We start from the raw sequence: 24,514 nt of genomic DNA on the forward strand, positions 1-24,514 counted from the left end.
GACCGGGCGGAGGCTGCCCCGATGACCCGCTCCGCGTTACCGATACCGGCTTCCACCGTGCCGGCTTCCACCGTGCCCGGTCTGTCCGCCGCCACCCTCTGGCAGCTCGTGCAGCGGCGTGCCGACGCGGCGCCGGACGCACCGCTGCTGCTCGACGACCTCGGCCGCACTCTCACCGCCGCCGGGCTGCGCGACGCGGCGGCAGCCACCGCCGCCGGGCTGCTGGGCCTGGGGGTCGGCCACGACTCGGTGGTGAGCTGGCAGCTGCCGACCTCCCTCGAGGCGGTGGTGCTGGCCGTGGCCTGCGCGCGGCTCGGGGTCAGCCAGAACCCGATCGTCCCCACGCTGCGCGAGCGCGAGGTCTCGTACATCGTCGAGCAGGTCGGCACCACCCTGCTGGCCGTCCCGCCGGCCTGGCGCGGATTCGACCACCAGGTGATGGCCACGGCCATCGCCGCCGCCCGTGGCTTCCGCATCCTCGTGGTCGACCACCGTGCCGCCGCCGCAGCCGGCGAGCTCGGCCTGCCGACAGGCAGCGGCCCGCTCCCGCCTCCCCCACCGCCCACGGTCGATGCGGAGCAGGAGATCCGCTGGATCTACTACACATCCGGGACCACGGCAGCACCGAAAGGCGTGCTGCACACCGACGCCTCGGTGATGGCCGCCGCGGCCGGCTCGGTCACCGCGATGCGCCTCGGCCCGGACGACGTCTACCCGATCGCGTTCCCGATCGCGCACATCGGCGGCACCGTCATGCTCGCCGCCGCCCTGGCATCCGGTACGCGGCTGCTGCTGGTGGACGCCTTCGACCCGGCGACCAGCCCGCTGACGATGGCGGCGCACGGCGCGACCATCCTGGGCTCGGCGACACCGTTCCTGCGGGCGTACCTCGCGGCCCAGGCCGGCCAGCACCACGGCGACCAGCACCGCGGCAGCGGCGACGCCGACGCCGCTGCCGCTGCCGCTGCCGCTGCACTGTTCCCGCGGCTGCGGGTGGCGGTCAGCGGTGGCGCGGCCAAGCCCGCCGGCCTGCACCGGGAGATCGCCGACGCGCTCGGCGGACGCGGCCTGGTGTCGAGCTGGGGCATGACCGAGTTCCCGCTCGCCACCCACGGCGCCCTGGACGACACCGACGACGACCTGGACCGCACCGAGGGCCGCCCGACGCCCGGCGTCGAGGTGCGCGTCGTCGGGCCGGACGGCCGGGACTGCCCGGCCGGCGTCGAGGGCGAGCTGCTGGTTCGCGGTCCGCAGCTGTTCGCCGGCTACCTCGCCGCGGCCGATGCGGATGCGGGCCGTCGGCGGCCGATCGGCGAGCGGCGGTCACGCCCGGCGGAGCTGTTCGACCCGGACGGCTTCTTCCGCACCGGCGATGTCGGTGTCGCCGGCCCGCGTGGGCATGTCCGGATCTCCGGCCGGCGCAAGGACATCGTGATCCGCAACGCGGAGAACATCTCGGCGAGCGAGGTCGAGGAGGTCATCGCCACCCACCCGGCGGTCGGCGAGGTGGCCGTCATCGGACTGCCCGACCCACGCACCGGCGAACGCTGCTGCGCGGTGATCACCCTTGTTCCCGGGGCGGCCCCGGTCGGCCTCACCGACCTGGCCCGCCACTGCGAAGACGCCGGCCTCGCCCGCTACAAGATCCCGGAACAGGTCGAGATCGTCGACGTCCTTCCCCGCACCGACATGGGGAAGATCGCCAAGTCCGTCCTCCGGAATCGGTTCCAGCCCTGACACCCCGATCGACCGCCACCCCCCATGGCCCGGGGCTCCCGTAGTTCTCCGGACCTGTGTCCCCTTCCGCGCCTCGGCAGGGGCACCTGAAACCCGCTTCCCGCACCTGAACGCCTACGGAGGAACCGATGAGACGATCCAGGACCGGCCTGGTCATCGCCAGTGTTCTCTTACTCGGCATCGCCGCATGTGGCGGCGGAGACGACTCCACTGCCACAACGGCGATCGATCAGAAGATGTTCGACCCGGGACCGGCCACCGGCTGGGACAACACGGGCCTTTCCGTGGACCCGGCCAGCCTGAAATGCGCCGATCCGGGCGGCCCGCAGGCCCGCGGCGTGACCGACACCGAGATCCGGGTCGGTGGCCTGTTGAGCATGACCAGCGCCGCCGGGGTGGCGCTCGCGGCTGCCGAGGCCGGGGCGAAGGTCCGGTTCGACCGTGCCAACGCCGAGGAGGGCGGCGTGAACGGCCGGAAGATCAACTATGTGGGCACCCTCGACGACGGCAGCGACCCGGCCCGCAACGTCTCCCAGGCCAAGGCACTCGTCAACGAGAACGTCTTCGCGGCCGTTCCGACGATGGTCCGCTCGCCCAACTATCGGGACACCTTCTGCAACGACGGCGTGCCCTACTTCGGCTGGGGCACCCAGGAGGCGTACTGCGACACCGCGATCGGCTTCGGTATCACCGGCTGCCTGGTTCCCAGCTCGGGGCACAGCACCAGCTCGGCGTGGGGCATGGTCGGGCGGTCGATTCTCGGTGACAAGGCCACCGGCGGCAGCGTCGCGGCCATCGGGACCGACCAGGACAACGCACGTCTCGGTCTCGCGAGCATCACCAGGTCGTTCACGCAGTCCGGGATGAAGGTCGTCTACGACAAGAGCCCGGTACCGGCGGCCGGGCTGGCCGACGCCACCCCGATCATCGGGGACGTCATGAGCGCCGACGGTGGCGCGCCGCCCGACCTGGTCGTGCTGACCACGGACTTCGGGCCGACCGCGAAGATCGCCGAGGCCCTCGCCGCCGCCGGCTACCAGGGCGCGGTCCTGAGCGCCGTCGGCTACGACCCACGGCTGGAGGGGTACGCAGGACTCCAGGGCACCTACACGCTGCTCCAGTGGTCATCGACACAGACTGACTCGCCCGCGATGAAGCAGCTCGAGGCCGACTTCGCCAAGTACGCCCCGGACCAGGCGGTAGGGCTGGTCGCGATGGCCGGTTACTGGTCTGCCGACTTCTTCCTCGACGCGGTGGCCAAAACCGGCAAGGACCTCACCGTCGACAACCTGTTGAAGACCATCAACGGCGGTGGCTACACCTTCCACCGGGACGGCGCGCTCGCCGAGACGCAGTGGCCGCTCAACCACACCATCTCGGCGCCGTGTGCCAGCACTGTCAGGCTGCAGGACAAGAAATACGTCGAGACCCTGAAGCTCTCCTGCGGCGCCCCGCTGCCCAGCAGCTGACCGTCGACCGACCAGCGGCCCATCATGGATGCGACAGACTCGGCGGCGCGACAGACGCCGCGGACTCGACAGGCGCGGGAGCTGCTCACGGGCGGCGAGGTGACGGTCGGCTGCGTGGCACCGCGATCCCGGGCCGGGGTCGCCGCGCTGGAGGCTGCCGGCGCGGACGCGCTCTGGGTCGGCGGGCATGTCGCCTCGCCGAACCAGAGCCCGGAGGCGATGACGTGGCTGGCCCGGCTGAGCGCGCAGGCGGAACGGGTCGTCATCGGCACAGCGGTCCTGCTCCTGCCGCTGTACCAACCCGCCATCGTCGCCAAGCAGATCGCCGATCTCGACACGGCCACCGACGGCCGGATCGCGCTCGGGATCGGAGTCGGCGGCGAGTACCCGGCCGAGTTCGACGCCTGCGGGGTGCCGCTGGCCGGGCGGGGCCGCCGCACCGACGAGGCGATCGGGGTGCTGCATGACCTGTGGGGCGGCACCCCGGTCGACCGGCCCGGCCCGCTGTTCCCGATGACGGGCGTGCGGATCGGCCCGCCACCGTGCCAGCCGGGTGGGCCGCCGGTCATCGTCGCCGGCCGCCGGGAGCCGGCGATGCGCCGGGCCGCCCGGCTGGGCGACGGCTGGATGCCCTACCTGTACTCCGCCGAACGCTATCGGCGGTCCGTCGCCGTCGTCCGAGCCGAGGCACACGCGGCCGGCCGCGCCCTGGACGGCTTCGTCTGGGCGGCGTACCTGCCGGTGGTCGTCGACGACGACACCGAGGTCGCCCGGCGGCGCGCGGCCGAGTTCCTCGGCGGGACCTACCGGCAGGACTTCCTGCCGATGGTCGACCGGGTCGCCGTCGCCGGGACCTCGGCACAGGTGGAGGCACGGCTGCAGGACTACATCCGAGCCGGGGCCCGCCACCTGGTGCTCCTGCCGGCCGTCCGTGACGGCGGCGACGACCTGCTCCTTCGTCTCATGACGGACATCGCTCCGCGGCTGCGCGCGGCACCCGCGGAGCAGCCGTCCACCGCCAGCCCACCGGGGCCGGACGGCGGCGACAGCGACAGCGACAGCAGCGATGAGAGAGGCCATGAATGACCGTTCCCGTTCCCGGCACGCTCGACGAGATGCTGTCGCCGGACTGGCTGACCGGCGCGCTCGGCGCCCGCTTCCCCGGCATCGCCGTCACCGCGGTCAGGCCAGGACCCGTGATCAGCCGGATCGCCACCAACGCCCGGTTCCGGATCGAGTGCGCGGATGGTGTCCCGGCAGGGCTTTCCCCCGATCTGTGTGGCAAGGGCTACTTCACCGAGGCAGGCCACGCGTTCCGGCACGCGGGGATTCCGGAGGCTGGTTTCTACCGGGATGTGGCGGCCAGATCCGGCGTCCGAACGCTGCGCAGCGTCTACGCCGACGTCGACCCGCGGGAGCGGCAGGGCGTCGTCATCACCGAGGATGTGATCGTCGAGGGCGCGGAGTTCCTCGACGCACGCAGCGACTACACGCCCGACCAGGCCGCCGAGAGCCTCGCGCAGCTCGCCACCCTGCATGCCTCGACCTGGGGCGCCGCCGACCTCGCCACCACCGAATGGCTCGCCCCGCGGCTGACCAGCTATCTCCAGCTACGCGGGGTGGACGAGATCCGGGTCAACTTCGACGGGCCGATCGGCGCCGGCGTGCCGGCGGAGGTGCGCGACGCCGGGCGGCTGGTGCACGCCTACCGTTCGCTTGCCGCGCTGACCAGGCAGGACGATGAGCCCTGGTGCGTGATCCACGGCGACGCCCATGTCGGGAACGTCTTCCTCGACGGCGCGGGCCGGCCGTCCTTCCTCGACTGGCAGCTGGTCCAACGCGGGCCGTGGTACCTCGACGTCGGCTACCATCTCGCCTCCGCGCTGACCGTCTCCGACCGCCGCCGAACCGAGAAGGACCTCGTCGCGCACTACCTCGAACGGCTGCGGTCGGCAGGGGTCGAGACGCCGCCCGACAACGCCGTCTGGCAGGGGATCGGGCGCGGCATCATCCACGGCCTCTACCTGTGGGCCATCACCCTCAAGGTCGACCCGGCGGTCACCAGCCTGCTGCTGACCCGGCTGGGTACCGCGGCGGCTGACCACAACGCCCTCAGCGCATTCGACCGATGACCCACGACAGTGCGACCACCCGCCTCACCGGACACCACCGACCGGAAACGGGAACCAGCGCCAAACAGGACGGAGCACCGACGATGACGACGACGTCGATCGAGGACCGCTGGCTACGCCTCGAGCCGATCAGGATCGGCTGGCTGGGCATGGAATGGCAGCGTTTCCAGCGAGAAATCCAGATGGCCTTCGACGAGGGCATCGAGCGCGGCCTGCTCGACCGCCGCTACGAGTTCCTCTTCGAGGACAACGCGGGTCTGCCCCAGGGAACCGCCAAGGGCGGCATCGACGCGTTCAACCGGCTGGTGGACGCCGGTTGCCTGGCGGTGGTCGGCGCCAACTACACCGACTCGGCGATGGCGCTGGCCGAGCACGCGAACGCCCGGAAGGTCCCGCTCATCAGCATGTGCGGAACCGACGCGTTCCACGGCGAGTACTGCTTCCGGCTCGGCAACGGTGACGTCGGAGGCGACCCGGCGTTGATGGTCAACTGGTTGAAGCGCGAGGGCCACCGACGCGTGGCGGTCGTCATGCCCTGGTCGCCGATCAGCCCCGAGTACGTCCGGTTCTTCCATCAGGAGTGCCGCCGGCTCGGTATCTCGGTCGCCGCCGTCGAGTCGATCACGAACAAGACCACCACCGACGAGCTCGCGGAGAAGTTCGCCCTGCTGCGCGACTCCGGGGCCGATGCGCTGGCCTGGCTCGGTTACGGCGGCCTGGTCGTGAACGGGACGGTACGCGCAGCACTGGAAAAGATCGACTGGGATCCGCCGCGAATCATGACCACCGCGTTCATGCAGTACATCTGGGGCTTCGAGCAGCTGGAAGGCTGGGTCGGCATCGACCAGTGGTGCCCGGAGAACCCGCGCATGCACCGGTTCCACGAGCGGTTCGTCGCCCGCTACGGCGAGGATCCCTGGATGTGGCCGAACGCCATTCCCGGCCTCGCCTACGACATGGCCGCCACCACCGTCGAGGCCCTGCACCGTGCCACCGTCCTGACCGGCGAGGGCGTCAAGGAGGGCATCGAACGGATCCGCTTCATGCCGGCCGTCACCGGTGGCCCGAACACGCACATCGCCGGCGGCCCGTTCGACCACCAGCTGTTCAAGGGCGACTGGCTGCACTTCGGCCGGGTCCGCGACGGCAAGCTCGAGTTCGCCGGGCTCTTCGAGCCGACCGATGACTACTGACGGCTGCTGAGGACTACTGACGACGTTCGGGGCGCCCGGGCCGCTGGTAAAACCCGGGCCGCACCGCCGATTTCATGAGAGCAGACGCCGGCCGGCCCGAGCACAGATGCCGGCCGGCCCGTCGGCGTCGATCGGAAGGGCAGAAATGCTTCGGTGGCCCGACCTTCACCGAGTTCCAGAATCAGTTCGCCCGGGGCTCGTCGGGCCCGGTGCGCCATTCGAACTGGCCCGCGAGAACGTTCGCGGTGTCGAGATGACGGTTTTCGCGAACCGGCCGCGCAATGTGGTGGAGGTGCTGCGCGCCGCCGGCCGCGACCACGCCGACCGGCCATACCTCATCCTGGGCGACCGCACGGTCACCTACGCCGAGGCCGCGGCGGCCGCGGAACGCGTCGCCGCCGTGTTGCACGGCCGGTACGGCGTCCGGCGCGGTGACCGAGTGGCGCTGGTCGGCGCGAACAGCGTCGAGCACGCCCTGACCATCTGGGCGGTCGTCCTGCTCGGTGGGGTCGTCGTCGGCCTGAACGGCTGGTGGACCGGGCCCGAAATGCGCCACGGCCTCGTGCTGACTGGTCCCCGGCTGCTGGTCGGGGACGAACGCCGGCTCGAGCGGATCGAAAGGCTCGCAGGGATGGCGGATGCCGGCCTGCCGGTGGTGACCTTCGACGAGCTGGCCGCCGAGGCCACCGTGAGCGTCCCGGACGCCCTCGACCGATCGCAGTCGTCCGTCCGGGACGTGGATGTGGACGAGAACCTGTTCGCCTGCGACATCGGTGAGGACGAGCCGATCGCCGTGCTGTTCACCAGCGGGACCACCGGCCGCGCCAAGGGTGCGGTGCTGAGTCACCGCGCGGTCGTCAACTTCGGCCTGGACGCTAGCCTGCGCGGCGCGGTCGAGGTGGTGAGCGGGGATGCCGCGCCGCCCGCCGGGGCCGCCGTCAGCGTGCTCGCGAGCCCGCTCTTCCACATCTCCGGGCTCGGCCCGCTGCTCGGCGCTGCGCCGCGATCCGGCATGACGCTGGTACTCGCTCCGCCCGGCCGCTGGGATCCCGCCGCGCACCTGGAACTCACCCGCCGGTACGGCGTCACCCAGTGGACCGGCGTCCCGACCCAGTTTCTCCGCCTGCTGGAGCATCCCGACCTCGACCCTGCCACGCTCGTCACCCTGCGGGGCATCGGTTGCGGCGGCGCGCCGATGCCCCCGGAGCTGCCCCGGGTCGTCGCCGAGCGGCTACCGGGCGTGCGGGTCAGCAGCGGCTACGGGATGACCGAGACCTTCGGGGTGGGCACGGCGATCGGCGGTACCCGGCTCGTCACGCATCCCGGCGCCGTCGGGGTACCCACGCCGACCTCGGAGCTGATGTTGCGAGACGCAGACGGTTCCGAGCTCACAGCAGATGGCGACGTCGGCGAGATCTGGCTCCGCAACCCCAGCGTCTTCCTCGGTTACTGGAACGACGAGGAGGCCACGGCGGCGGTCCTCGACGCCGATGGCTGGTATCGCAGTGGGGACTACGGCCGGATCGTGGACGGCATGGTGTACCTGGAGAGCCGCCTGCGCGACCTGATCATCCGTGGCGGCGAGAACATCTACCCGATCGAGATCGAGAACCGGCTGATCGAGCATCCGGGCATCGCCGAGGCCGCGGTGATCGGGGTGCCACACCACCAGCTCGGCCAGGAGGTGCTGGCTGTCCTGGTCCCCCACGATGGGAGCATCCTCGACCCGGCGGAAGTACGCGACTGGGTCGCGGCCACGCTGGCCGCCTTCAAGGTCCCCGCCCGGATACGCATCGTTGACGCCCTGCCCCACAATGCGTCCGGCAAGGTAATCAAGCGCGATCTCGAGGACCGTTTCGCCGAGGACGCCGATCTTCCACACCCTTGACCCGGCAGCATCCAGCCGGGTTCCGGAGCTGCCGTCCATCGAACCGACGAAGGACGGGCTCGTCGCTCACCGGCCGGCGTATGACAGCCTGGCGCGGCATCGATGTGACGCCGTGGGAAAGGGAGTGCAGCAGTGCCCCGACGGGACGCGGCCGGACTGCCGCCGACCAGCTACGCGGTGCTCGGGCTGTTGGCAGTCGCAGACGTGCCGTTGTCCGCGGTCGAGCTCAAGACCCGCGCGGACTTCAGCCTGCGGTTCTTCTACTGGGCGCCGGCGGTCAGCCATATCCGCAAGGAGCTGGCTCGCCTCGGTGAGCTGGCACTCGTCACCGCCGAGATGGTGCCGGCGCCGCGGGCCCGGCACACCGTCGTCCACGAGATCACCCCAGCGGGCCGGGCGGTGCTGCGCGGCTGGCTGGACGACCTGCCCGACGACGAGCCCGTCGTCGTCAAGGATTCCGTCCTGCTGCGGGTGTGGCTGGGTGCGGAGGGCGAGCCGGACCAGATCGTGCGGCTGCTAGACCAGCACCTGGCGCGAACCCGGGCCGCGATCGACGAGCTGCAGTGGGGCCGGCGGCGAGCCCGCGAGGTTCATCTGGACGAAGTGACGCGGCTGCGTCACTCCCGCGCCGTCGGCGACTACGTGCTGCGCCGGATGTACGCCGAACTCGCGAGCCTCACCCAGCTGCGAGACGAGATCGCCGATCGGCCGACCGAGCCACGCCCACCCATGGCCGGCCCGCCGCCCCTGCACGACTACGACGAACCGGAATGACGACCGGCGACCGCCCGTCCAGGTCAGGTCAGGTCGCACGCGGGGCCGCGGCGTGCGCCGGTCAGCGGGAACGGTTCAGATCGCCAGCGGATCACGCGGCAGGCCGAGAATGCGTTCCGCGATCTGGTTGCGGGCGATCTCCGAGGTGCCGCCCGCGATCGTCGCCGCGCGGGAGATCAGCTGGCGCCATCCGACGCCGCCGAGCTCGTCACTGAACGCGGTCTGCTCACCGACGAGGTCGGCGGCCAGGGTCGCGGTGCGCTGCGCGTGCTCGGCGACGACCAGCTTGGTGACATTGCCCTCCGGTCCTGGGCCGCCACCGGCGACCGCCCGCTCGGCGCGGCGCAGGTTCAGCTGGCGCAGTGCGAGGTTCTCAGCCAGGTGCGCGCCGATCCGGGACTCGGCGCCGGGCAGCCGGTGACCGTGTGCCCGGTACAGGTCGAGGTAGTCGACCGATCCCATCATGTCGACGCTGCCACCGAGGCTGACCCGCTCGTTGCCGAGAGTCGCGCGGGCGACCGTCCAGCCCGCTCCCGGCACCCCGACGACGTCGGCGTCCGGGACGAAGACATCGGTGAAGAAGACCTCGTTGAACATGCTGTCGCCGGTGCTCTGGCGCAGCGGGCGGATCTCCACTCCGGGGGCGGCCATGTCGATCACCAGGGTGGTGATGCCGTTGTGCTTGCCGACCCCGCGCTCGGTGCGCACCGTGGCCAGGCCCCAGCGCGCCCGGTGTGCATCGGAGGTCCAGACCTTCTGGCCGTTGACCACCCAGCCCCCGTCGGTCCGCACCGCCGAGGTCCGCACGGCGGCGGCGTCGGAGCCGGCGGCCGGCTCGCTGAACAGCTGGCACCAGATCTCGTCCCCGGCCAGCGCGGGCCGGACCCACCGGTCGACCTGGTCGGGGGTGCCGTGCTGGATCAGGGTGAGGATGACCCAGCCGGTGATCGACAGGTTCACCCGCGCGACGCCGGCGGCCCGGAACTCCTCCTCGATCACCAGCTGCAGGCCGGCGGGGGCCTCGATCCCCCACGGCTTCGGCCAGTGCGGCTGGACGTAGCCGGTCTCGATGAGGCGCTGGCGCTGCTCGGCCGCGGGCAGCGCGGCGATCTCCGCCGCGAGCCGCCGGACAGCCGGTCGCTCGGCCTCGACCTCGGGCGGCAGGTCGAGGGCCGTCTCGCGCGTCACACCGGCCACGCTCAGCCGGGTGACGTCGGCCGCCGCCTCGATCGGGGAGAACAGTGCCCTGAGGACCACGGCGCGCCGCTGCAGCAGGTGGGCGTCGTGCTCCCAGGTGAAGCCGATCCCACCATGCAGCTGGATGTTGCGCTCCGCGTTGGTGACGAAGGCCGGCAGGGCAAGCGCTGCCGCGACCGCCGCCGCCAGCACGAACTCGTCCTGGGGTCCCGCGGCGGCCCGCGCCGCGTCCCACGTCGCCGCGGTACCGAGCTCGGCCGCGACCAGCATGTTCGCCAGGTGGTGCTTGACCGCCTGGAAGGTGCCGATCGTGCGGCCGAACTGCTCACGGACCTTCGCGTACTCGGTCGCGGCCGTCACGCACTCATGGGCACCGCCGACCGCCTCGGCGGCGACCAGCGTGCGGACGACCGCCTCCGCGAAGGGGCGGGCCCCGGCGAGGACGGCGTCAGCGGCGACCGGCACATTGTCGAGGCGCACCCGGGCCGACGGGCGGGAACGGTCGAGGTTCGACGCCGGCACCTCGACCATGACTCCCGGCGCCGCGGCCGAGAGCACGACCAGGTCGTCACCGACGGCAACCAGCAGGATTTCGGCCAGGCCACCGCCGAGCACGGCACCGGCATCGCCGGTAAGCACGTCGCCGCCACCCGTCAGCGTCCCGCCGAGACCGATCGCCGCCACCGTCTCGCCACCGGCGAGGGCGGGCAGCAGCCGGGCGCGCAGGTCCGGGCTGCCCTTGGCCGCGATGACCGCGGAGACCGCCAGCGTCGGCAGCGCAGGGCCGGGGGCGACGGCCCGGCCGAGTTCCTCGACCACCGCGACAAGCTCCGGCAGCCCCGCCCCGCCACCGCCGAACTCCTCCGGAAGGTGCAGGCCGAGCAGGCCGAGCTCGGCGAGCCCCTTCCAGAAGTCCGGCACCGCTGTGGGCGGCGCGTTCAGCAGTTCCCGGCCCGCGGCACGCGCCCCGTGGCTCTCCAGGTAGGCCCGCGTCGTACGCGCGATCTCCTGGTGCTCGTCGCTGATGGCGATCGCCATGACGCCTTCCCCTCCGCCGCGCAGCACAGGTGACATTTCGGACGAACTTGTTCTGTAATAGGCGCAAGGTATTCGACCGCCCAGTCGGCGTCAAGACAACCCGGGACCCGCACCCGGCCATGGCCACCACCGCCGCCGCCGCCGCCGCCGCCGGATCATGAACCAGCGCCGGACACCCACGTGATCAACGGATCATGTGGGGCTGTGGGATGGTGGGGTGATGTCCACCCCTCCCAGGCGCCGCATCGGGCGCCCCGTGGATCCGACCATCGAGGAGAAGGTCACCGGCGCGGCGATCCAGATCTACGCCGAGGTGGGTTGGTCAGGCTTCACCTTCGACGCGATCGCGGTCCGTGCCGGCGTCGGCAAGGCCGCCATCTACCGTCGCTGGTCCTCCAAGATGGAGATCCTCTCCAGCGCCTTCGCGGCGACGCAGCCGGACCTCGTCGAGCTTCCGGACACGGGCAGCATCCGCGGCGACCTCCTCACGCTGGCCCTGGCCCTGCTCGACCGCCTGGACCAGCCCGCGGGGATTGCGGAGATCCGACTCCTCCTGGACACCAAGCTGTACACGGGAGACGTCGCCTTCCCGGACATCGACCCGGGCAGGCGGCGCAGCCGCGCGCTGGTCCGGGAGGGGGTGAACCGCGCGATCGAGCGGGGCGAGCTCCCGAAGGGCACCCGCCCCGAAATGATCGTCGACGCGGTCCGCGGGACCATCATCCACAACTTCCTCCTCCTGCCGTCGGACAAGACCGACGTCTGGCACGCCCGGCGGGACGCCTACGCGGCGGAGGTCGTGGATCTGGTCCTGGCGGGGGTCCACGCCCGCGCCGCGATCAGCTGATCGCGGCCGGACTCCGGACTCCGGGCTCCGGGCTCCCGAGCCCCGAATTGATCCGGACGACTCTCGTCCGGAACTCTTGACTCCGCGCTTGCGGCGGCCTTAGCGTGCCGCCGAGCACACATCGTCGGACTTCGCCCTGGTTCGCCGGCCGCTTCCGGCCGGAGGTCTCGTCGGTGCACGCGCTCGCACCTGATGCGCGCGGCGCCGGGCGGCTCCGCGGCGGGAAGTAGCCGCACTCCCCGAACCGGCACAGGACTCAACGCGCCCGGGTGCCCGCCAGGCCGGTTCCACTCGTCAAGAGCACGTTCGGAGACAGGAATGACCGATAGCACGCTCGGCGGTGCGACCACGGAGGTCGAGCCTGTTCCACCCACGCCTCGCCGTGGCGGCCCGCTCACGCGCCTGCGCGTCGTCGAGCTGGCCGGCATCGGGCCCGGTCCGCACGCCGCCATGCTGCTCGCCGACCTGGGCGCGGACGTCGTGCGCGTCCAGCGTCCCGGGGCGACCGGCATGAACGATCTGATGCTGCGCAACCGTCGCTGGATCGGCGCGGACCTCAAGGACCCCGCCGGGCGGGAAGCCGTGTTGGGGCTGGTGGAACACGCGCATGTGCTGATCGAGGGGTTCCGCCCCGGCACGACCGAGCGACTGGGGCTGGGCCCGGACGACTGTCTCGCCCGCAATCCGCGGCTGGTCTACGCACGGATGACCGGGTGGGGGCAGAGCGGGCCGCTGTCCCAGCGGGCCGGCCACGACATCAACTACCTGTCGCTGACCGGGCTCCTGCACGCGATCGGCCCCGCGGACGCCCCGCCCGTCCCGCCGCTCAATCTCGCCGCGGACTTCGGCGGAGGCTCGATGTTCCTGGTCGCCGGAGTGCTGGCGGCCCTGTGGGAGCAGGCGGTCTCCGGGCGCGGGCAGGTCGTGGACGCCGCGATGGTGGACGGCGCCAGCGTGCTCGGGCAGATGGCCTGGGCGCATCGGGCCATGGGGGTCTGGTCGGACGAGCGGTCGTCGAACATCCTCGACGGGGCCGCGCCGTTCTACCGCACCTATGTCTGCGGGGACGGGCGCTACGTCGCGGTCGGCGCGATCGAGCCGCAGTTCTACGCCCAGCTGCTCGCCGGCGTCGGGCTCACCGCCGAGGAGCTGCCGGGCCAGTACGACCGGGCCGGGTGGCCTGTCGTGAGCGCTCGCCTCGCCGGGATCTTCGCCACCCGCCCGCGCGACGCGTGGGCCGAGGTGTTCGCCGGCACGGACGCCTGCGTGACGCCGGTTCTCGCGTTCGGCGAGGTGTCGACCCATCCGCACATGGCGGAACGACAGACGATCGTGACGGTCGACGGAGTGGAACAGGCCGCCCCCGCACCGCGCTTCACCCGCACCCCGACCGCCGCGCCGGTCGGCCCGCCGCCCACGGGCACGCCGATCGAGGACGTCCTGGCCGACTGGCGGCAACAGACACCGTGAGCCACACATACGCCCTGCCATCCGACGGCACGCCGACGCTCCTCACCCCCGCGGCGATCATCGAGACGGCCGACGCCATCGCGGCGATGCAGGAACCCGACGGGGCGATTCCCTGGTCCCCCGGCGACCACACCGATGCCTGGGACCATCTCGAGTGCGTGATGGCCCTGCAGCTGGCGGGGCGGTCCGACGCCGCCGCCGCGGGGTGGGAGTGGCTGGCACGCAGCCAGCGCCCGGACGGCTCCTGGCCGATGCGCACAGTGGCCGGTGTCATCGAGGACGCGGGAGCGGACAGCAACCAGTGCGCGTACGTCGCCGCCGCCTGGCACCACTGGCTCGTCACCGGCGACCGCGAGCACGCGGCCCGCGTGTGGCCGGTGGTGCGGGCCGCGCTCGACTTCGTCCTGGACCTGCAGCAGCCGGACGGGCAGGTGTGGTGGGCCCGCGCGGCCGACGGCAGCCCGCACACCGAGGCACTGCTCACCGGGTGCTCGAGCACGCTGCACAGCCTGAGATGCGGCCTCGCCCTGGCCGACCTCGTCGGTGAGCCGCGGTCCGAGTGGGAGCTCGGGGCCGGGATGCTGCGGCACGCGCTGCGCGCTCGTCCGGAGCTGTTCGGCCGCCGGGACCGCTGGTCGATGGACCTGTACTACCCGGTGATCGGCGGCGTCCTCCGCGGCGCCGAGGGGCGGGCCCGGCTGCGGTCACGCTGGGACGACTTCGTCGTCGCCGGGCTGGGTGCCCGCTGCGTCGACGACCAGCCGTGGGTGACCGGTGCCGAGACCTGCGAGCTGGCCATCGCCCTGCACCTGGTCGGGGAGACCGACGCCGCCGTCCAGCTGGTGCGCGACATCGGGCACCTGCGCCACGCCGACGGCAGCTACTGGACCGGCTGGCAGTTCGAGGCCGGCGTCAACTGGCCCGAGGAACGCAGCTCCTGGACGGCCGCGGCGGTGATCCTGGCCGTGGACACCCTGGCCGGCGGGGTGACCGAGACCCTCTTCCGCGGCGACGATCTGCCCACCGGGCTCGTTTTCCCGCGCGACGAAACCGCGGCACGGGCGGGGCCGGACGAGGTCCTGCTCCCACGGCCGCGGATGGGCGAACTCGACGAGCGCCGCAAGTAACGCACCGAGGCCGCCGGCGGTAGCGGATCAACGCTCCCACCGGCGGCCTCGACACCAGATCCTCAGGCCGGCGGCGCCCCCGTCAGCACCGTGTAGCCGTCCGCGTCGAGAAGGTCCGGAAGGCGGGTGAGCCGCATCCGGAACAGCCAGCCTGAGCCGAACGGGTCGCTGTTGAGCAGGGCCGGATCGCCGAGGGCGGCCTCGTTGCGCTCGATCACCTCGCCGTCTCCCGGCGCGCACAGATCACTCACCGACTTCGTCGACTCCACCTCGCCGCACGGCTCACCGGCGGCCAGCGCGGCGCCGATCTCGGGCAGGTCCACGAAGACGACGTCGCCGAGCGCGTCCGCCGCGTAGGCGGTGATCCCGACCCTGGCCAGATCACCGTCGATCTCCAGCCACTCGTGCTCTTCGGTGTAGCGCAGATGGCTCGGGATGGTCATCAGGATTCCTTCCTTCGCCAGGCCGGCATTCGCCAGGTCGGCGTTCGCCGGGTCAGCATTCGGCGAGCGCCACGGACAGGCCGCCGCGCGACGTCTCCCGGTACTCGGCCTTCATGTCGAGCCCGGTCGCCCGCATCGTCGCGACGACCTGGTCGAACGACACCCGGTGGCGCCCGTTGCCGGCCAGCGCCAACCGGGCGGCGGCGATGGCCTTGGTGGTGCCGATCGCGTTGCGCTCGATGCAGGGGACCTGCACCAGCCCGCCGACCGGGTCGCAGGTCAGGCCGAGGTTGTGCTCCATCCCGATCTCGGCGGCGTTCTCCACCTGCGCGGGTGTTCCGCCGAGCACCTCGCACAGCCCGGCGGCCGCCATGGCGCAGGCCGACCCGATCTCGCCCTGGCAGCCGACCTCGGCCCCGGACAGTGACGCCGCGCGCCGGATGACGAGCCCGAACGCCCCGGCGGCCAGCAGGAAGCGGATGGTTCCGGCGTCCGCGGCCGCGTCGTCGGGTGCGACGAACCGGCGGTAGTAGTAGAGCACCGCGGGCACGATGCCGGCCGCGCCGTTCGTGGGAGCGGTGACGATCCGCCCGCCGGCCGCGTTCTCCTCGTTGACGGCGAGGGCCGCGGCGGTCGCCCAGTCGAGCGAGTGCAGCGCGTCGACCCGGCCCGAACCGTTCCCGTTGATGGCCGCGACCAGCGCGTCGTGCATCTCCCGGGCGCGCCGGCGGACCCGAAGGCCGCCGGGCAGCTGCCCGTCGGCGCGCCAGCCCCGTTCGATGCTCTCGGCCATCGCCCGCCAGCGGTCCAGCAGCTCGCGGCGCAGCGTCGCCGCGCCGTGCCGGGCGGCCTCGTTCACCAGCACCACGTCACTGATCCGCAGCTCGTGTCGCTCGCAGAGGTCGAGCAGCTCGCGGGCGGACGAGTAGGCGTAGACGCCCGCGGTGGCGTCGGGCACGCCCGCGCCATCGCGTTCACTCGACGAGTCGGCCTCCACCGCGCCGCCGCCGACCGAGTAGTACGTCTCGTCGCGAAGCCGTCCGCCGCCGGCGTTCCACGCCACGAACCGCAGCCCGTTCGGGTGCCGCGGGAGTGGCTCGGGCTGCCGGAGCAGGTCACGGTCGACGTCGAACGCCACCTCGTGCGCGTCGAGCAGCCGCAGTCGGCCGCTGACGCGCACGGCGGTGGTGATCGCCGGCACCTCGTCCGGCTCCGCAGTCTCGGGGAGAAGGCCCGCGAGCCCGGCCAGGACGGCGGCGTCGGTGCCGTGGCCCGCGCCGGTGAGTGCGAGCGAGCCGTAGAGCGTCACCTCGACCCGGGCCACCGCGGCGATCGCCGCACCGCACGCCTCGGCGAAGCGGCGAGCCGCCCGCATCGGGCCGACGGTGTGGGAGCTCGACGGGCCGAGGCCGATCGAGAACAGGTCGAGAACGCTGGGCGAGCCCAGCGCGGTTCGGGGTGGCATGGCGCCGAGTCTGACCCGCCCACCTTCACCAGGGCAACCCTTCTCAGGCAGAAAAATGTCATATCACTGTTTGATCATGGCTGCTACGCTGGGAAAACACTGTGTAAAACGAAACGTATCGTCTTGACACTGCCAACGAGCCCGGTGTCCCATGCGATGCACCGACACGCCGCTACCTCCGTTCTGGATGGCCTATGACTCGCGCTCTGGCGCACCGAATCGCTCAGCTCCTGCCCGTGCTTCTCCTGGTGACGTTGGCGGCGACCGCACTCGTCGACCTGATGCCGGGCTCCCCGGGGCGGGCGATCCTCGGCCCGGACGCCTCACCCGAGACCGTCACCGCGTTCGACAGCCGCTACGGATTCGACCAGCCGCTTCCCCAGCGGTACCTGTCCTGGCTGGGCCACGCGTTGACCGGTGACCTGGGCAGCTCGATCACCAAGCGGCAACCGGTCACGGACCTCATCGCCGACCGGCTGCCCGTGACCTTCGAGATCGCGGCGCTGGCGCTGCTGGTCTCGCTCGCGGTGGCCATCCCACTCGGCCTTGCCGCCGCGGCCCGGGCCGGCGGACTCGCGGACCGCGTGATGTCCGTGCTGACGTCGGCGATGCTGTCCACGCCCTCGTTCGCGGTCGCGCTGGTGCTGGCGTACCTGCTGGCGGTCCGCGCTCACGTGTTCCCCGTCGCCGGCTGGGTGCCGCTACACGAGGACCCGGTCGAGAACCTGCGGCATCTGGTGCTCCCGGTCATCGCGCTCGCCGTCGTCGAGATACCGGTGCTCGCGCGGATCCTGCGCGCCGACGTGCTCGCCGTGCTGCGGGAGGACTTCATCCTCACCGCCCGGACGAAAGGCTTCTCCCGGCCCTACGTGCTCTTCCGGCACGCGCTGCGGCCCGCATCGCCGTCACTGGTCACGCTGACGGGGCTCGCGGCCGGGCGGCTGATCGGCGGCACCGTGATCATCGAGTCGCTGTTCGCGCTGCCAGGGCTGGGCAATCTCGCGACCCAGGCGATCTACGGCAAGGACCTGCCGGTGATCCAGGCCGTTGTCGTCGTGGTGGCGCTCAGCTACGTCGTCATCAACGCGCTGGTGGACCTGGTCAACGCCGCGATCGACCCCCGGGTACGGACGGCATGAGCGGCCGGCGCGGATGGGCGAAGGGTGCTGGCACGGGGCTTGCGATCGGGTGGCTGGTGGTTCTGGTGCTCGGCGCCGTCACCGCCGGGCTGCTGCCCCTCGACGACTTCGACAAACTGGTCGGCGATCCAGGCGTCCCGGTGTTCTCCGACTGGTCGCACCCGCTGGGAACAGACGGCCTGGGCAGAGACGTGCTGGCCAGGCTCCTGTACGGGGCCCGCTCCTCCCTGGTGGTGAGCGTCGGCGCCGCCGCGGTCGGGCTGCTGGTCGGAGGGCTGCTCGGGGTGCTCGCCGGCTACCTGCGGGGCTGGTTCGAGGCGGTCACGGATGTCCTTTTCAACACCCTGCTCGCGTTCCCGCCCCTGATCATGCTGCTGGCGCTGGCCAGCGTCGTGTCACCGACGCTGTGGACACTGGCCTGCGGGCTCGCCCTGCTCGCCGTCCCGCCCGGCGCGAGACTCGCCAAGGCGAACGTCGCGAGCGCGACCGGGCGGGAGTACGTGCTGGCCGCGCGGGCGATGGGGGCGAGCGGTCGGCGCATCGTCCTGCGGGAGCTGGTCCCCAACATCGTGCAGCCGATGATCTCGTTCGCCTTCGTGGGCATCGCGGGGCTCATCGTGGCGGAGGGCTCGCTGAGCTTCCTCGGGCTCGGCATCCCGCCGCCGAACCCCAGCTGGGGCGGAATGATCGCCGCCGGCAAGGACGATCTGGCCGATCATCCCGCGTACGTGTTCGTCCCGTGTGCAGCCATGTTCCTCACCGTGCTGGCCCTCAACACGGTGGCGAACCGCCTCAACTCCCGCCTCGACGTGCGCGCGTCGAAGGTCTGACGCCGGTGCCCGCCGTCACCACGTGCACTCCCCGCCGACGGCCGCCGGCCCGCGGGCGAACCATCCCACTGAGAGGATCTTCGTGAAACGTCGCGTCGCCGCTGTCCTTGCGGCCGCCCTGGTGTCCCTCACCGCCTGCGCCGGCTCCGACTCCGGCGGGTCGTCATCGTCCGGCAGCGGATCGTCATCGGCCACGCCCACCCGGGGTGGCGCCATGACCGTGTCGCTGGTCACCGAGGCCCGCGGGCTCGATCCCTTCGCCGGGAGCCCGCAGGGCGCCGTCGACGGCAACCGGCTCGCGGCGATCTACGACGTGCTGCTGCGGCTCGATCCGAAGACCGACAAGGTGCAGCCGGGCATCGCGACCAGCGCCACCACCGAGGACAACCTGACCTGGACGCTGAAGCTCCGCGACGGCGTGAAGTTCAGTGACGGCACACCGTTCGACGCCGAGGCGGTGAAGTACACCTGGGAGCAGCATTCGGTCGCGGAGAACGCCTCCCTGCAGAGCGCCACGCTCAGGGGCGACACGTTCACCGTCGTCGACTCCCTCACCCTGCGGATCACGCTGCCGGCGCCGAACGCGCACTTCGACAAGCTGATCGCCCGCAGCGTTCCCTATATCGCCTCACCGACCGCGCTGAAGAAGGGGCTCACCGAGTTCTCCGAGCACCCCGTCGGCGCCGGGCCGTTCGTGGTCTCCGAATGGGTTCGCGACGACCATCTCACTCTGAAGCGCAACCTCACCTACTGGAATGCCCCACTCCCGAATCTCGACGAGCTGACTTTTGTCGTCAACACGGACGAGCAGCAGCGCTACAACTCGTTCGTCGCGGGCGAGACCGACCTGATGCTGACGCAGACCGCCGAGACCATCACCAGGGCGCAGGGCCAGGGCACGGCGGTCGACCTGCACGAGCTCAACGGCGGCGAGGTGCTGCTGTTCAACTCCGGGCGCGCTCCCTTCGACGACGTCCGGGCCCGCCAGGCCGTGGCGGCCGCCCTCTCCCGCGACCGGCTCGACAAGGTCGTGTACGACGGAAAGGGACTGCCCAGCGGCGACCCGTTCCGCAGGGGCTCGACGTTCTATGTCGAGGGCATGGCCACCGACGACGGTGACACGGCGAAGGCGCAGAAACTGCTCGACGAACTGGCGGCGGACGGTAGGCCGCTGGAGTTCGACCTGCTCCTTCCGTCGACGCCGCAGGCCCGTGCGCTGGGCGAGTACATCCAGGCGGCGCTGAGCGGGCTGCGCAACATCAAGGTGGGCCTGAAGACCGTCGACCTGGCCAGCTACCAGGTCAACCTCCTGTTCAACAAGGACTACGACCTCAGCTTCCTGACGATTCGCTATGACGACCCCGAGCCGGTGCTCTACAACCGGCTGCATTCCGGCCGCTCCGACAACTACGGCAACTACGGCAGCCCGGAGATGGACGCCGCGCTCGACAAGGCCCGCGCCACACCCGACGGGCCGGACCGGGTCGCCGCGATCGCCGAGGTCGAGAAGCTCATGAAAACCGAGGTGCCGTTCTGGTTCTACCAGCAGTCCGAAGTCGGGGCGATCCACACCGGTCAGGTGGGCGGCATCGAGTTCTTCAACGAAGGCACGATGCGGGTGGACATCCTCGGCCGGACGGACAACTGATGGCGCCGGCAGCGCAACCGACGGTGCCGGAAGCGCAGCCGCTCCTGCGGGTGGCGGGACTGACCGTGGACATCCCGACCCCCCGGGGCCCGCTGCGCGCCCTCGACGACGTCTCGTTGACCCTGGCCCCACGGCAGACACTGGGCCTGGTCGGTGAGTCCGGATCGGGCAAGTCGATGCTGGTCCGGTCGATCATGGGCATCGTCCCGCCGCGAGCCACCGTGACCGGGACCGTCACGTTCGACGGCGTCGATCTCAACGGGCTGCCCCCGCAGGCGGCCCGCCAGTACTGGGGCCGCCGGATCGCGATGGTGTTCCAGGACCCGGCCACATCGCTCAACCCGGTTCTCACCATCGGGCGGCAGCTCACCGAGGCGATGCGCGCCTGGAAAGGGCTGCGCCGCAGGCAGGCCGACGAACACGCCGTCGAACTGCTTGACCAGGTCCGCATCCCGGAGCCGCGGCGGCGGCTGCGCCAGTACCCGCACGAGCTGTCCGGCGGGATGCGCCAGCGAGTCGTCATCGCGATGGCACTCGCCTGCGACCCCGAACTGCTCATCGCCGACGAGGCGACGACGGCTCTCGACGTCACCGTGCAGAAGCAGATCCTCGACCTGCTCGCCGAGCTCCAGCGGGAGCGCGGCCTCGCGCTGGTCCTCGTCAGTCACGACCTCGGCGTGGTGGCCGGCCGCACAGACCGTGTCGTGGTGCTTTACGGCGGCCGGATCGCCGAGGAGGCCGGCACCGCAACGCTGTTCGCGGCCCGCCGGCACCCCTACAGCGAGGCCCTGCTCGCCGCCGCCCCGCGTCTGGACAGCCCGCGCGGGGCGGCCCTGCGCGCGATCGCCGGCACCCCGCCGGACCTGGTCCATCCACCGGCGGGCTGCCGCTTCGCGCCGCGCTGCCCGTCGGTCGCCGCGGACTGCGAGCAGGGCCCACCGCCGCGCCGCCAGGGTCTCGACGCGACCCACTCCTATGCCTGTCGGCACCCGGTCGGGGCGCTCACGGCGGTGGCCCGATGACCCCCGGCACCGGTGTGCTGGCCTCGGCCGCCCCCGCGACGGCGGAGCAGCTGCGCCCGGACCCCCTGCTCCGGGTGGAACACCTGGTGGCGCGCTATCGGGTCCGCGGCGGAACGGTCCATGCCGTGTCCGACGTGAGCTTCGACGTGCTCCGCGGCGAGTCGCTCGGCCTCGTCGGCGAGTCCGGATGCGGGAAGTCGACCACCGGCCGGGCCATCCTCCAGCTGCCCCGCCCCACCGCCGGCCGGGTCGTCTACGACGGCGAGGACCTGTGCGACCTCGACGAGAAGCAGCTGCGCCCGCGCCGGCCGCGACTGCAGATGATCTTCCAGGATCCGATCGCCGCGCTCAACCCGCGCCGCCGCGTGCGCGACATCGTCGTCGAAGGCCTCGACATCCGGGGCGACCGGCCCAGGCAGGAACGCGCGGCCCGCGCCGCCACGCTCCTGCGCGACGTCGGCCTCGACCCGGAGCTCGTCGGGGATCGCCATCCGCACGAGCTGTCCGGCGGCCAGTGCCAGCGGGTCTCGATCGCCCGCGCGCTGGCGCTCGAACCCGACCTGCTCGTCTGCGACGAACCGGTCGCCTCGCTCGACGTCTCGATCCAGGCTCAGGTGCTCTCCCTGCTCGCCCGGCTGCGCGCCGAACGCGGGCTCGCCCTGCTGTTCGTCGCGCACGACCTCGCCGTGGTACGCGCCGTCGTCGACCGGGTCGCCGTGATGTACCTCGGGACGATCGTCGAGATCGGCCAGGTCGACGCGGTGTACAACGCCCCGGCGCACCCGTACACCCGAGCCCTGCTGGACGCGGTTCCGGTGCCGGACCCGGCCGTCGACCCGGAACAGGCCCCCGCCCTGGCCGGAGACCTGCCCTCGCCCCTGGACCCACCGGCCGGCTGCCCGCTGCACACGCGCTGCCCCATCGCCGTCGACCGCTGTGTCTCCGAGCGCCCGACGCCGCGTCCCGTCGGCCCCGACCACCAGGTGGCCTGCCACTTCCCGTTGCTCGCGGACGGGTCGGATGGGTCGGACGGAAGCCACAGTGCATGACCAAGGTTGTGAGCTCGGCCGATCGTGGTGCCGCCGCCGGGCCCACGACCAGGAAAATAGCGCCCGTGACCGTTGCCGATGGATCGCCCGACCCGTCCCAGCCCCGTCGTGGCCGCAACCGCAACGCCGCCGCCCATCAGGCGATCCTCGACGCGACGGAGGCGCTCGTGCGGGAGCGTGGCTACACGGCGGTCACGATCGAGGAGATCGCCGCCCGGGCGGGTGTCGGCAAGGCAACCGTCTACCGCTGGTGGCCGTCACGGGCATATCTCGCGGTCGAGTTGATCATGGACCGCTGGCTCGAGTGGGGCGGGATCCCGGATACCGGCGACACCAGGCAGGATCTCATCGAGTTCAGCTCGGTGAACTTCCGCAACCAGATCGGCATCGCCGGTCAGGTGATGCAGCAGCTCGCCGCCGACAGCAAGGACGCCCTCCAACAGCTGCGCGAACGATTCGTCAAGCCGCGCCGCGAGATGGGGCGCACCATCCTCGAACGCGCGGTCCGCCGCGGCGACCTGCCGCCCAACGCGGACCTCGAGCTGATCCTCGACATCCTCGCCGGCGTGCCGGCATACCAGACCTACTACGCCGGGCGGATCCGGGACCTGCGCGACATCGACCAGATGGTCGACCTGGTGCTGCATGGGATCACACCCACGCGCAGGCGCGGCCGGCCCCGGACCGCCGGGGCAAGCGCCCCCCGCGGCACGAACACCGCGGCCCCGCCCCCACCGGCGCAGCCCACGGAGGCTCACCATGACCGACCTGACCACTCCCCCCAGCCCGGCGACGACGCCTGACTCCGGCACCGAACCCGACACCATCCTGACCCTGCCCAAATCCGCGGCCCGGGCCGCGATCCACGCCGCCGACACCGCGCTGTTGACCCTCAGCCACGACCTGCACGCCAACCCCGAGACCAGGTTCGCCGAACGCAAGGCGGCTGGCTGGGCCACCGACCTGCTGGAGCGAAACGGCTTCAGCATCGAACGCGAGGCCGCCGACCTGGAGACCGCGTTCGTGGCCAGCTACGGGACCGGCCCGCTCGTGCTCGGGATCTGCGCGGAGTACGACGCGCTGCCCGCGATCGGGCACGCCTGCGGCCACAACGTCATCTGCGCCTCCAGCGTCGGCGCCGGGCTGGGGCTGGCCGCCGTGGCCGACGACCTCGACATCACCGTCAGGGTGATCGGCACTCCGGCGGAGGAGGGCGGCGGAGGAAAGATCATCATGCTGGACGCCGGAGTGTTCGACGACGTCCACGCGGCGATGATGACGCACCCGGCCCCCGGCGACTTCGACATCGTCGACATGACGAACACCGTGCTGGCGTCGGTGCAGTTCGAGGTGGAGTACCGCGGCAGGGCGTCGCACGCCGCAGGCGCACCGCACCTCGGCATCAACGCGCTCGACGCGGCGACCATCGCCCAGACCGCGATCGGTGTGCTGCGTCAGCAGCTTCCGGCCGGTGACCTGGTGCACGGCATCGTCACCTACGGCGGCGAAGCACCGAACATCATTCCGGAGCGGACGGTACTGAGCTACTTCGTCCGCTCCTGGACCCTCGAGCGGGCCCACGAGCTGGAGAAGAAGGTCCGGCGGTGCTTCGAGGCCGGTGCCCTGGCGACCGGATGCGAGATGGAGGTCCGCCCCACATCGAAGACCTACTCGCACATGGAGGCCGACGCCGATCTCAGCCGGCTCTACGGCCGCAACGTCACCGCACTCGGCCGCCAGGCGATCGAGGTCCCCTCCGACGTGCGGATCGGTGCCGGCGGATCGACCGACATGGCGAACGTCTCGCTCGCCCTGCCCGCGATCCATCCAGGTGTCGGCATCGCCAATGCCATCGGATTCCCCCACCACTCCGACTTCACCCGCTCCTGTGCCACCGCCGACGCGGACGCCACAGCCATCCACGCGGCGACCGCGCTCGCCTGGACCGCCATCGACGCCGCTGGCACGGATGACATCCGGGACCGGCTGTTGCGCCGCGAGCGCAGGATCAGCCCCGCTCGCTGAAGCAACACCGCGTAGTCAGTT

At 71.8% G+C, this 24,514-nt stretch carries 20 protein-coding genes; 17 read left to right on the plus strand and 3 right to left on the minus strand.

All coding sequences use genetic code 11. From position 1 onward, the window contains the following. The first annotated feature begins 21 nt into the window (after positions 1-21). From ACG83_RS31315 to ACG83_RS31345, 7 genes are all read left to right on the plus strand, one after another. Entirely contained in the window at positions 22-1,737 is a 1,716-nt protein-coding gene (locus ACG83_RS31315; RefSeq protein WP_200931414.1) for a class I adenylate-forming enzyme family protein, read from the plus strand. A gap of 128 nt (positions 1,738-1,865) precedes the next feature. Beyond that, positions 1,866-3,206 carry an ABC transporter substrate-binding protein gene (locus tag ACG83_RS31320; protein ID WP_054569856.1) on the plus strand — a complete coding sequence of 447 codons (1,341 nt, stop codon included), beginning with the start codon at positions 1,866-1,868 and terminating at the stop codon, positions 3,204-3,206. Positions 3,207-3,230: 24 nt separating this feature from the next. Continuing rightward, positions 3,231-4,292: an LLM class flavin-dependent oxidoreductase gene (locus tag ACG83_RS31325; RefSeq protein ID WP_083473737.1), complete on the plus strand. Its 1,062-nt coding sequence runs from the start codon at positions 3,231-3,233 to the stop codon at positions 4,290-4,292. Continuing rightward, positions 4,289-5,338 carry an aminoglycoside phosphotransferase family protein gene (locus ACG83_RS31330; protein WP_054569857.1) on the plus strand — a complete coding sequence of 350 codons (1,050 nt, stop codon included), beginning with the start codon at positions 4,289-4,291 and terminating at the stop codon, positions 5,336-5,338. The genes ACG83_RS31325 and ACG83_RS31330 overlap by 4 nt, the downstream gene beginning before the upstream one ends. A gap of 83 nt (positions 5,339-5,421) precedes the next feature. Then, a complete protein-coding gene (locus tag ACG83_RS31335; RefSeq protein WP_054569858.1) occupies positions 5,422-6,531 on the plus strand; it encodes an ABC transporter substrate-binding protein in 1,110 nt (369 codons plus the stop codon). 253 nt (positions 6,532-6,784) lie between these two features. Further along, positions 6,785-8,419 (plus strand): class I adenylate-forming enzyme family protein, encoded by a 1,635-nt coding sequence (locus ACG83_RS31340; protein ID WP_083473738.1) that lies wholly within the window; start codon positions 6,785-6,787, stop codon positions 8,417-8,419. Positions 8,420-8,551: 132 nt separating this feature from the next. After that, positions 8,552-9,193 carry a hypothetical protein gene (locus ACG83_RS31345; RefSeq protein WP_054569860.1) on the plus strand — a complete coding sequence of 214 codons (642 nt, stop codon included), beginning with the start codon at positions 8,552-8,554 and terminating at the stop codon, positions 9,191-9,193. 75 nt (positions 9,194-9,268) lie between these two features. On the opposite strand, the gene ACG83_RS31350 is transcribed toward ACG83_RS31345, so the two are convergent. Further along, the gene (locus tag ACG83_RS31350; protein ID WP_054569861.1) at positions 9,269-11,428 is read right to left on the minus strand and encodes an acyl-CoA dehydrogenase; all 2,160 of its coding nucleotides are present in this window, start codon (positions 11,426-11,428) and stop codon (positions 9,269-9,271) included. Between the two features lie 220 nt (positions 11,429-11,648). On the opposite strand from ACG83_RS31350, the gene ACG83_RS31355 reads away from it, so the two are divergent. From ACG83_RS31355 to ACG83_RS31365, 3 genes are all read left to right on the plus strand, one after another. Beyond that, complete coding sequence (locus ACG83_RS31355) at positions 11,649-12,275, plus strand: TetR/AcrR family transcriptional regulator (protein WP_083749610.1); 627 nt, start codon at positions 11,649-11,651, stop codon at positions 12,273-12,275. 318 nt (positions 12,276-12,593) lie between these two features. Further along, positions 12,594-13,745, plus strand: a complete 1,152-nt coding sequence (locus tag ACG83_RS31360) for a CaiB/BaiF CoA-transferase family protein (RefSeq protein ID WP_083473740.1) — start codon at positions 12,594-12,596, stop codon at positions 13,743-13,745. Then, entirely contained in the window at positions 13,742-14,872 is a 1,131-nt protein-coding gene (locus ACG83_RS31365; RefSeq protein ID WP_235498309.1) for a hypothetical protein, read from the plus strand. Before ACG83_RS31360 ends, ACG83_RS31365 begins: the two co-directional genes overlap by 4 nt. 62 nt (positions 14,873-14,934) lie before the next feature. Here the strand turns inward: ACG83_RS31365 and gcvH are convergent, their stop codons facing one another. Beyond that, a complete protein-coding gene (gcvH, locus tag ACG83_RS31370) occupies positions 14,935-15,315 on the minus strand; it encodes a glycine cleavage system protein GcvH (RefSeq protein ID WP_054569863.1) in 381 nt (126 codons plus the stop codon). 52 nt (positions 15,316-15,367) lie between these two features. Next, positions 15,368-16,780, minus strand: coding sequence for an L-serine ammonia-lyase (locus ACG83_RS31375; protein ID WP_054569864.1), 1,413 nt, complete (start codon positions 16,778-16,780; stop codon positions 15,368-15,370). 194 nt (positions 16,781-16,974) lie between these two features. Between ACG83_RS31375 and ACG83_RS31380 the strand changes: the two genes are divergently transcribed. From ACG83_RS31380 to ACG83_RS31415, 7 genes are all read left to right on the plus strand, one after another. Next, positions 16,975-17,919: an ABC transporter permease gene (locus ACG83_RS31380; protein WP_054569865.1), complete on the plus strand. Its 945-nt coding sequence runs from the start codon at positions 16,975-16,977 to the stop codon at positions 17,917-17,919. Then, positions 17,916-18,749, plus strand: coding sequence for an ABC transporter permease (locus ACG83_RS31385; RefSeq protein WP_054569866.1), 834 nt, complete (start codon positions 17,916-17,918; stop codon positions 18,747-18,749). The genes ACG83_RS31380 and ACG83_RS31385 overlap by 4 nt, the downstream gene beginning before the upstream one ends. An 82-nt stretch (positions 18,750-18,831) precedes the next feature. Beyond that, positions 18,832-20,397, plus strand: coding sequence for an ABC transporter substrate-binding protein (locus ACG83_RS31395; protein WP_131831135.1), 1,566 nt, complete (start codon positions 18,832-18,834; stop codon positions 20,395-20,397). Next, complete coding sequence (locus ACG83_RS31400; RefSeq protein WP_054569869.1) at positions 20,397-21,419, plus strand: ABC transporter ATP-binding protein; 1,023 nt, start codon at positions 20,397-20,399, stop codon at positions 21,417-21,419. The genes ACG83_RS31395 and ACG83_RS31400 overlap by 1 nt, the downstream gene beginning before the upstream one ends. Further along, entirely contained in the window at positions 21,416-22,468 is a 1,053-nt protein-coding gene (locus tag ACG83_RS31405) for an ABC transporter ATP-binding protein (RefSeq protein ID WP_054569870.1), read from the plus strand. The genes ACG83_RS31400 and ACG83_RS31405 overlap by 4 nt, the downstream gene beginning before the upstream one ends. After that, positions 22,465-23,271, plus strand: a complete 807-nt coding sequence (locus tag ACG83_RS31410) for a TetR/AcrR family transcriptional regulator (protein ID WP_083473741.1) — start codon at positions 22,465-22,467, stop codon at positions 23,269-23,271. Before ACG83_RS31405 ends, ACG83_RS31410 begins: the two co-directional genes overlap by 4 nt. Then, positions 23,228-24,493 (plus strand): M20 family metallopeptidase, encoded by a 1,266-nt coding sequence (locus ACG83_RS31415; protein ID WP_083473742.1) that lies wholly within the window; start codon positions 23,228-23,230, stop codon positions 24,491-24,493. The genes ACG83_RS31410 and ACG83_RS31415 overlap by 44 nt, the downstream gene beginning before the upstream one ends. The last annotated feature ends 21 nt before the right edge of the window (positions 24,494-24,514 follow it).

Source organism: Frankia sp. R43 (genome assembly GCF_001306465.1).
Classification (GTDB): domain Bacteria; phylum Actinomycetota; class Actinomycetes; order Frankiales; family Frankiaceae; genus Parafrankia; species Parafrankia irregularis.

Coding starts and splice junctions, on each gene's coding strand:
- ACG83_RS31315 (WP_200931414.1), top strand. CDS start 22: ATGACCCGCTCCGCGTTACCGATACCGGCTTCCACCGTGCCGGCTTCC.
- ACG83_RS31320 (WP_054569856.1), top strand. CDS start 1,866: ATGAGACGATCCAGGACCGGCCTGGTCATCGCCAGTGTTCTCTTACTC.
- ACG83_RS31325 (WP_083473737.1), top strand. CDS start 3,231: ATGGATGCGACAGACTCGGCGGCGCGACAGACGCCGCGGACTCGACAG.
- ACG83_RS31330 (WP_054569857.1), top strand. CDS start 4,289: ATGACCGTTCCCGTTCCCGGCACGCTCGACGAGATGCTGTCGCCGGAC.
- ACG83_RS31335 (WP_054569858.1), top strand. CDS start 5,422: ATGACGACGACGTCGATCGAGGACCGCTGGCTACGCCTCGAGCCGATC.
- ACG83_RS31340 (WP_083473738.1), top strand. CDS start 6,785: ATGACGGTTTTCGCGAACCGGCCGCGCAATGTGGTGGAGGTGCTGCGC.
- ACG83_RS31350 (WP_054569861.1), bottom strand. CDS start 11,428: ATGGCGATCGCCATCAGCGACGAGCACCAGGAGATCGCGCGTACGACG.
- ACG83_RS31355 (WP_083749610.1), top strand. CDS start 11,649: ATGTCCACCCCTCCCAGGCGCCGCATCGGGCGCCCCGTGGATCCGACC.
- ACG83_RS31360 (WP_083473740.1), top strand. CDS start 12,594: ATGACCGATAGCACGCTCGGCGGTGCGACCACGGAGGTCGAGCCTGTT.
- gcvH (WP_054569863.1), bottom strand. CDS start 15,315: ATGACCATCCCGAGCCATCTGCGCTACACCGAAGAGCACGAGTGGCTG.
- ACG83_RS31375 (WP_054569864.1), bottom strand. CDS start 16,780: ATGCCACCCCGAACCGCGCTGGGCTCGCCCAGCGTTCTCGACCTGTTC.
- ACG83_RS31380 (WP_054569865.1), top strand. CDS start 16,975: ATGACTCGCGCTCTGGCGCACCGAATCGCTCAGCTCCTGCCCGTGCTT.
- ACG83_RS31385 (WP_054569866.1), top strand. CDS start 17,916: ATGAGCGGCCGGCGCGGATGGGCGAAGGGTGCTGGCACGGGGCTTGCG.
- ACG83_RS31400 (WP_054569869.1), top strand. CDS start 20,397: ATGGCGCCGGCAGCGCAACCGACGGTGCCGGAAGCGCAGCCGCTCCTG.
- ACG83_RS31405 (WP_054569870.1), top strand. CDS start 21,416: ATGACCCCCGGCACCGGTGTGCTGGCCTCGGCCGCCCCCGCGACGGCG.
- ACG83_RS31410 (WP_083473741.1), top strand. CDS start 22,465: ATGACCAAGGTTGTGAGCTCGGCCGATCGTGGTGCCGCCGCCGGGCCC.
- ACG83_RS31415 (WP_083473742.1), top strand. CDS start 23,228: ATGACCGACCTGACCACTCCCCCCAGCCCGGCGACGACGCCTGACTCC.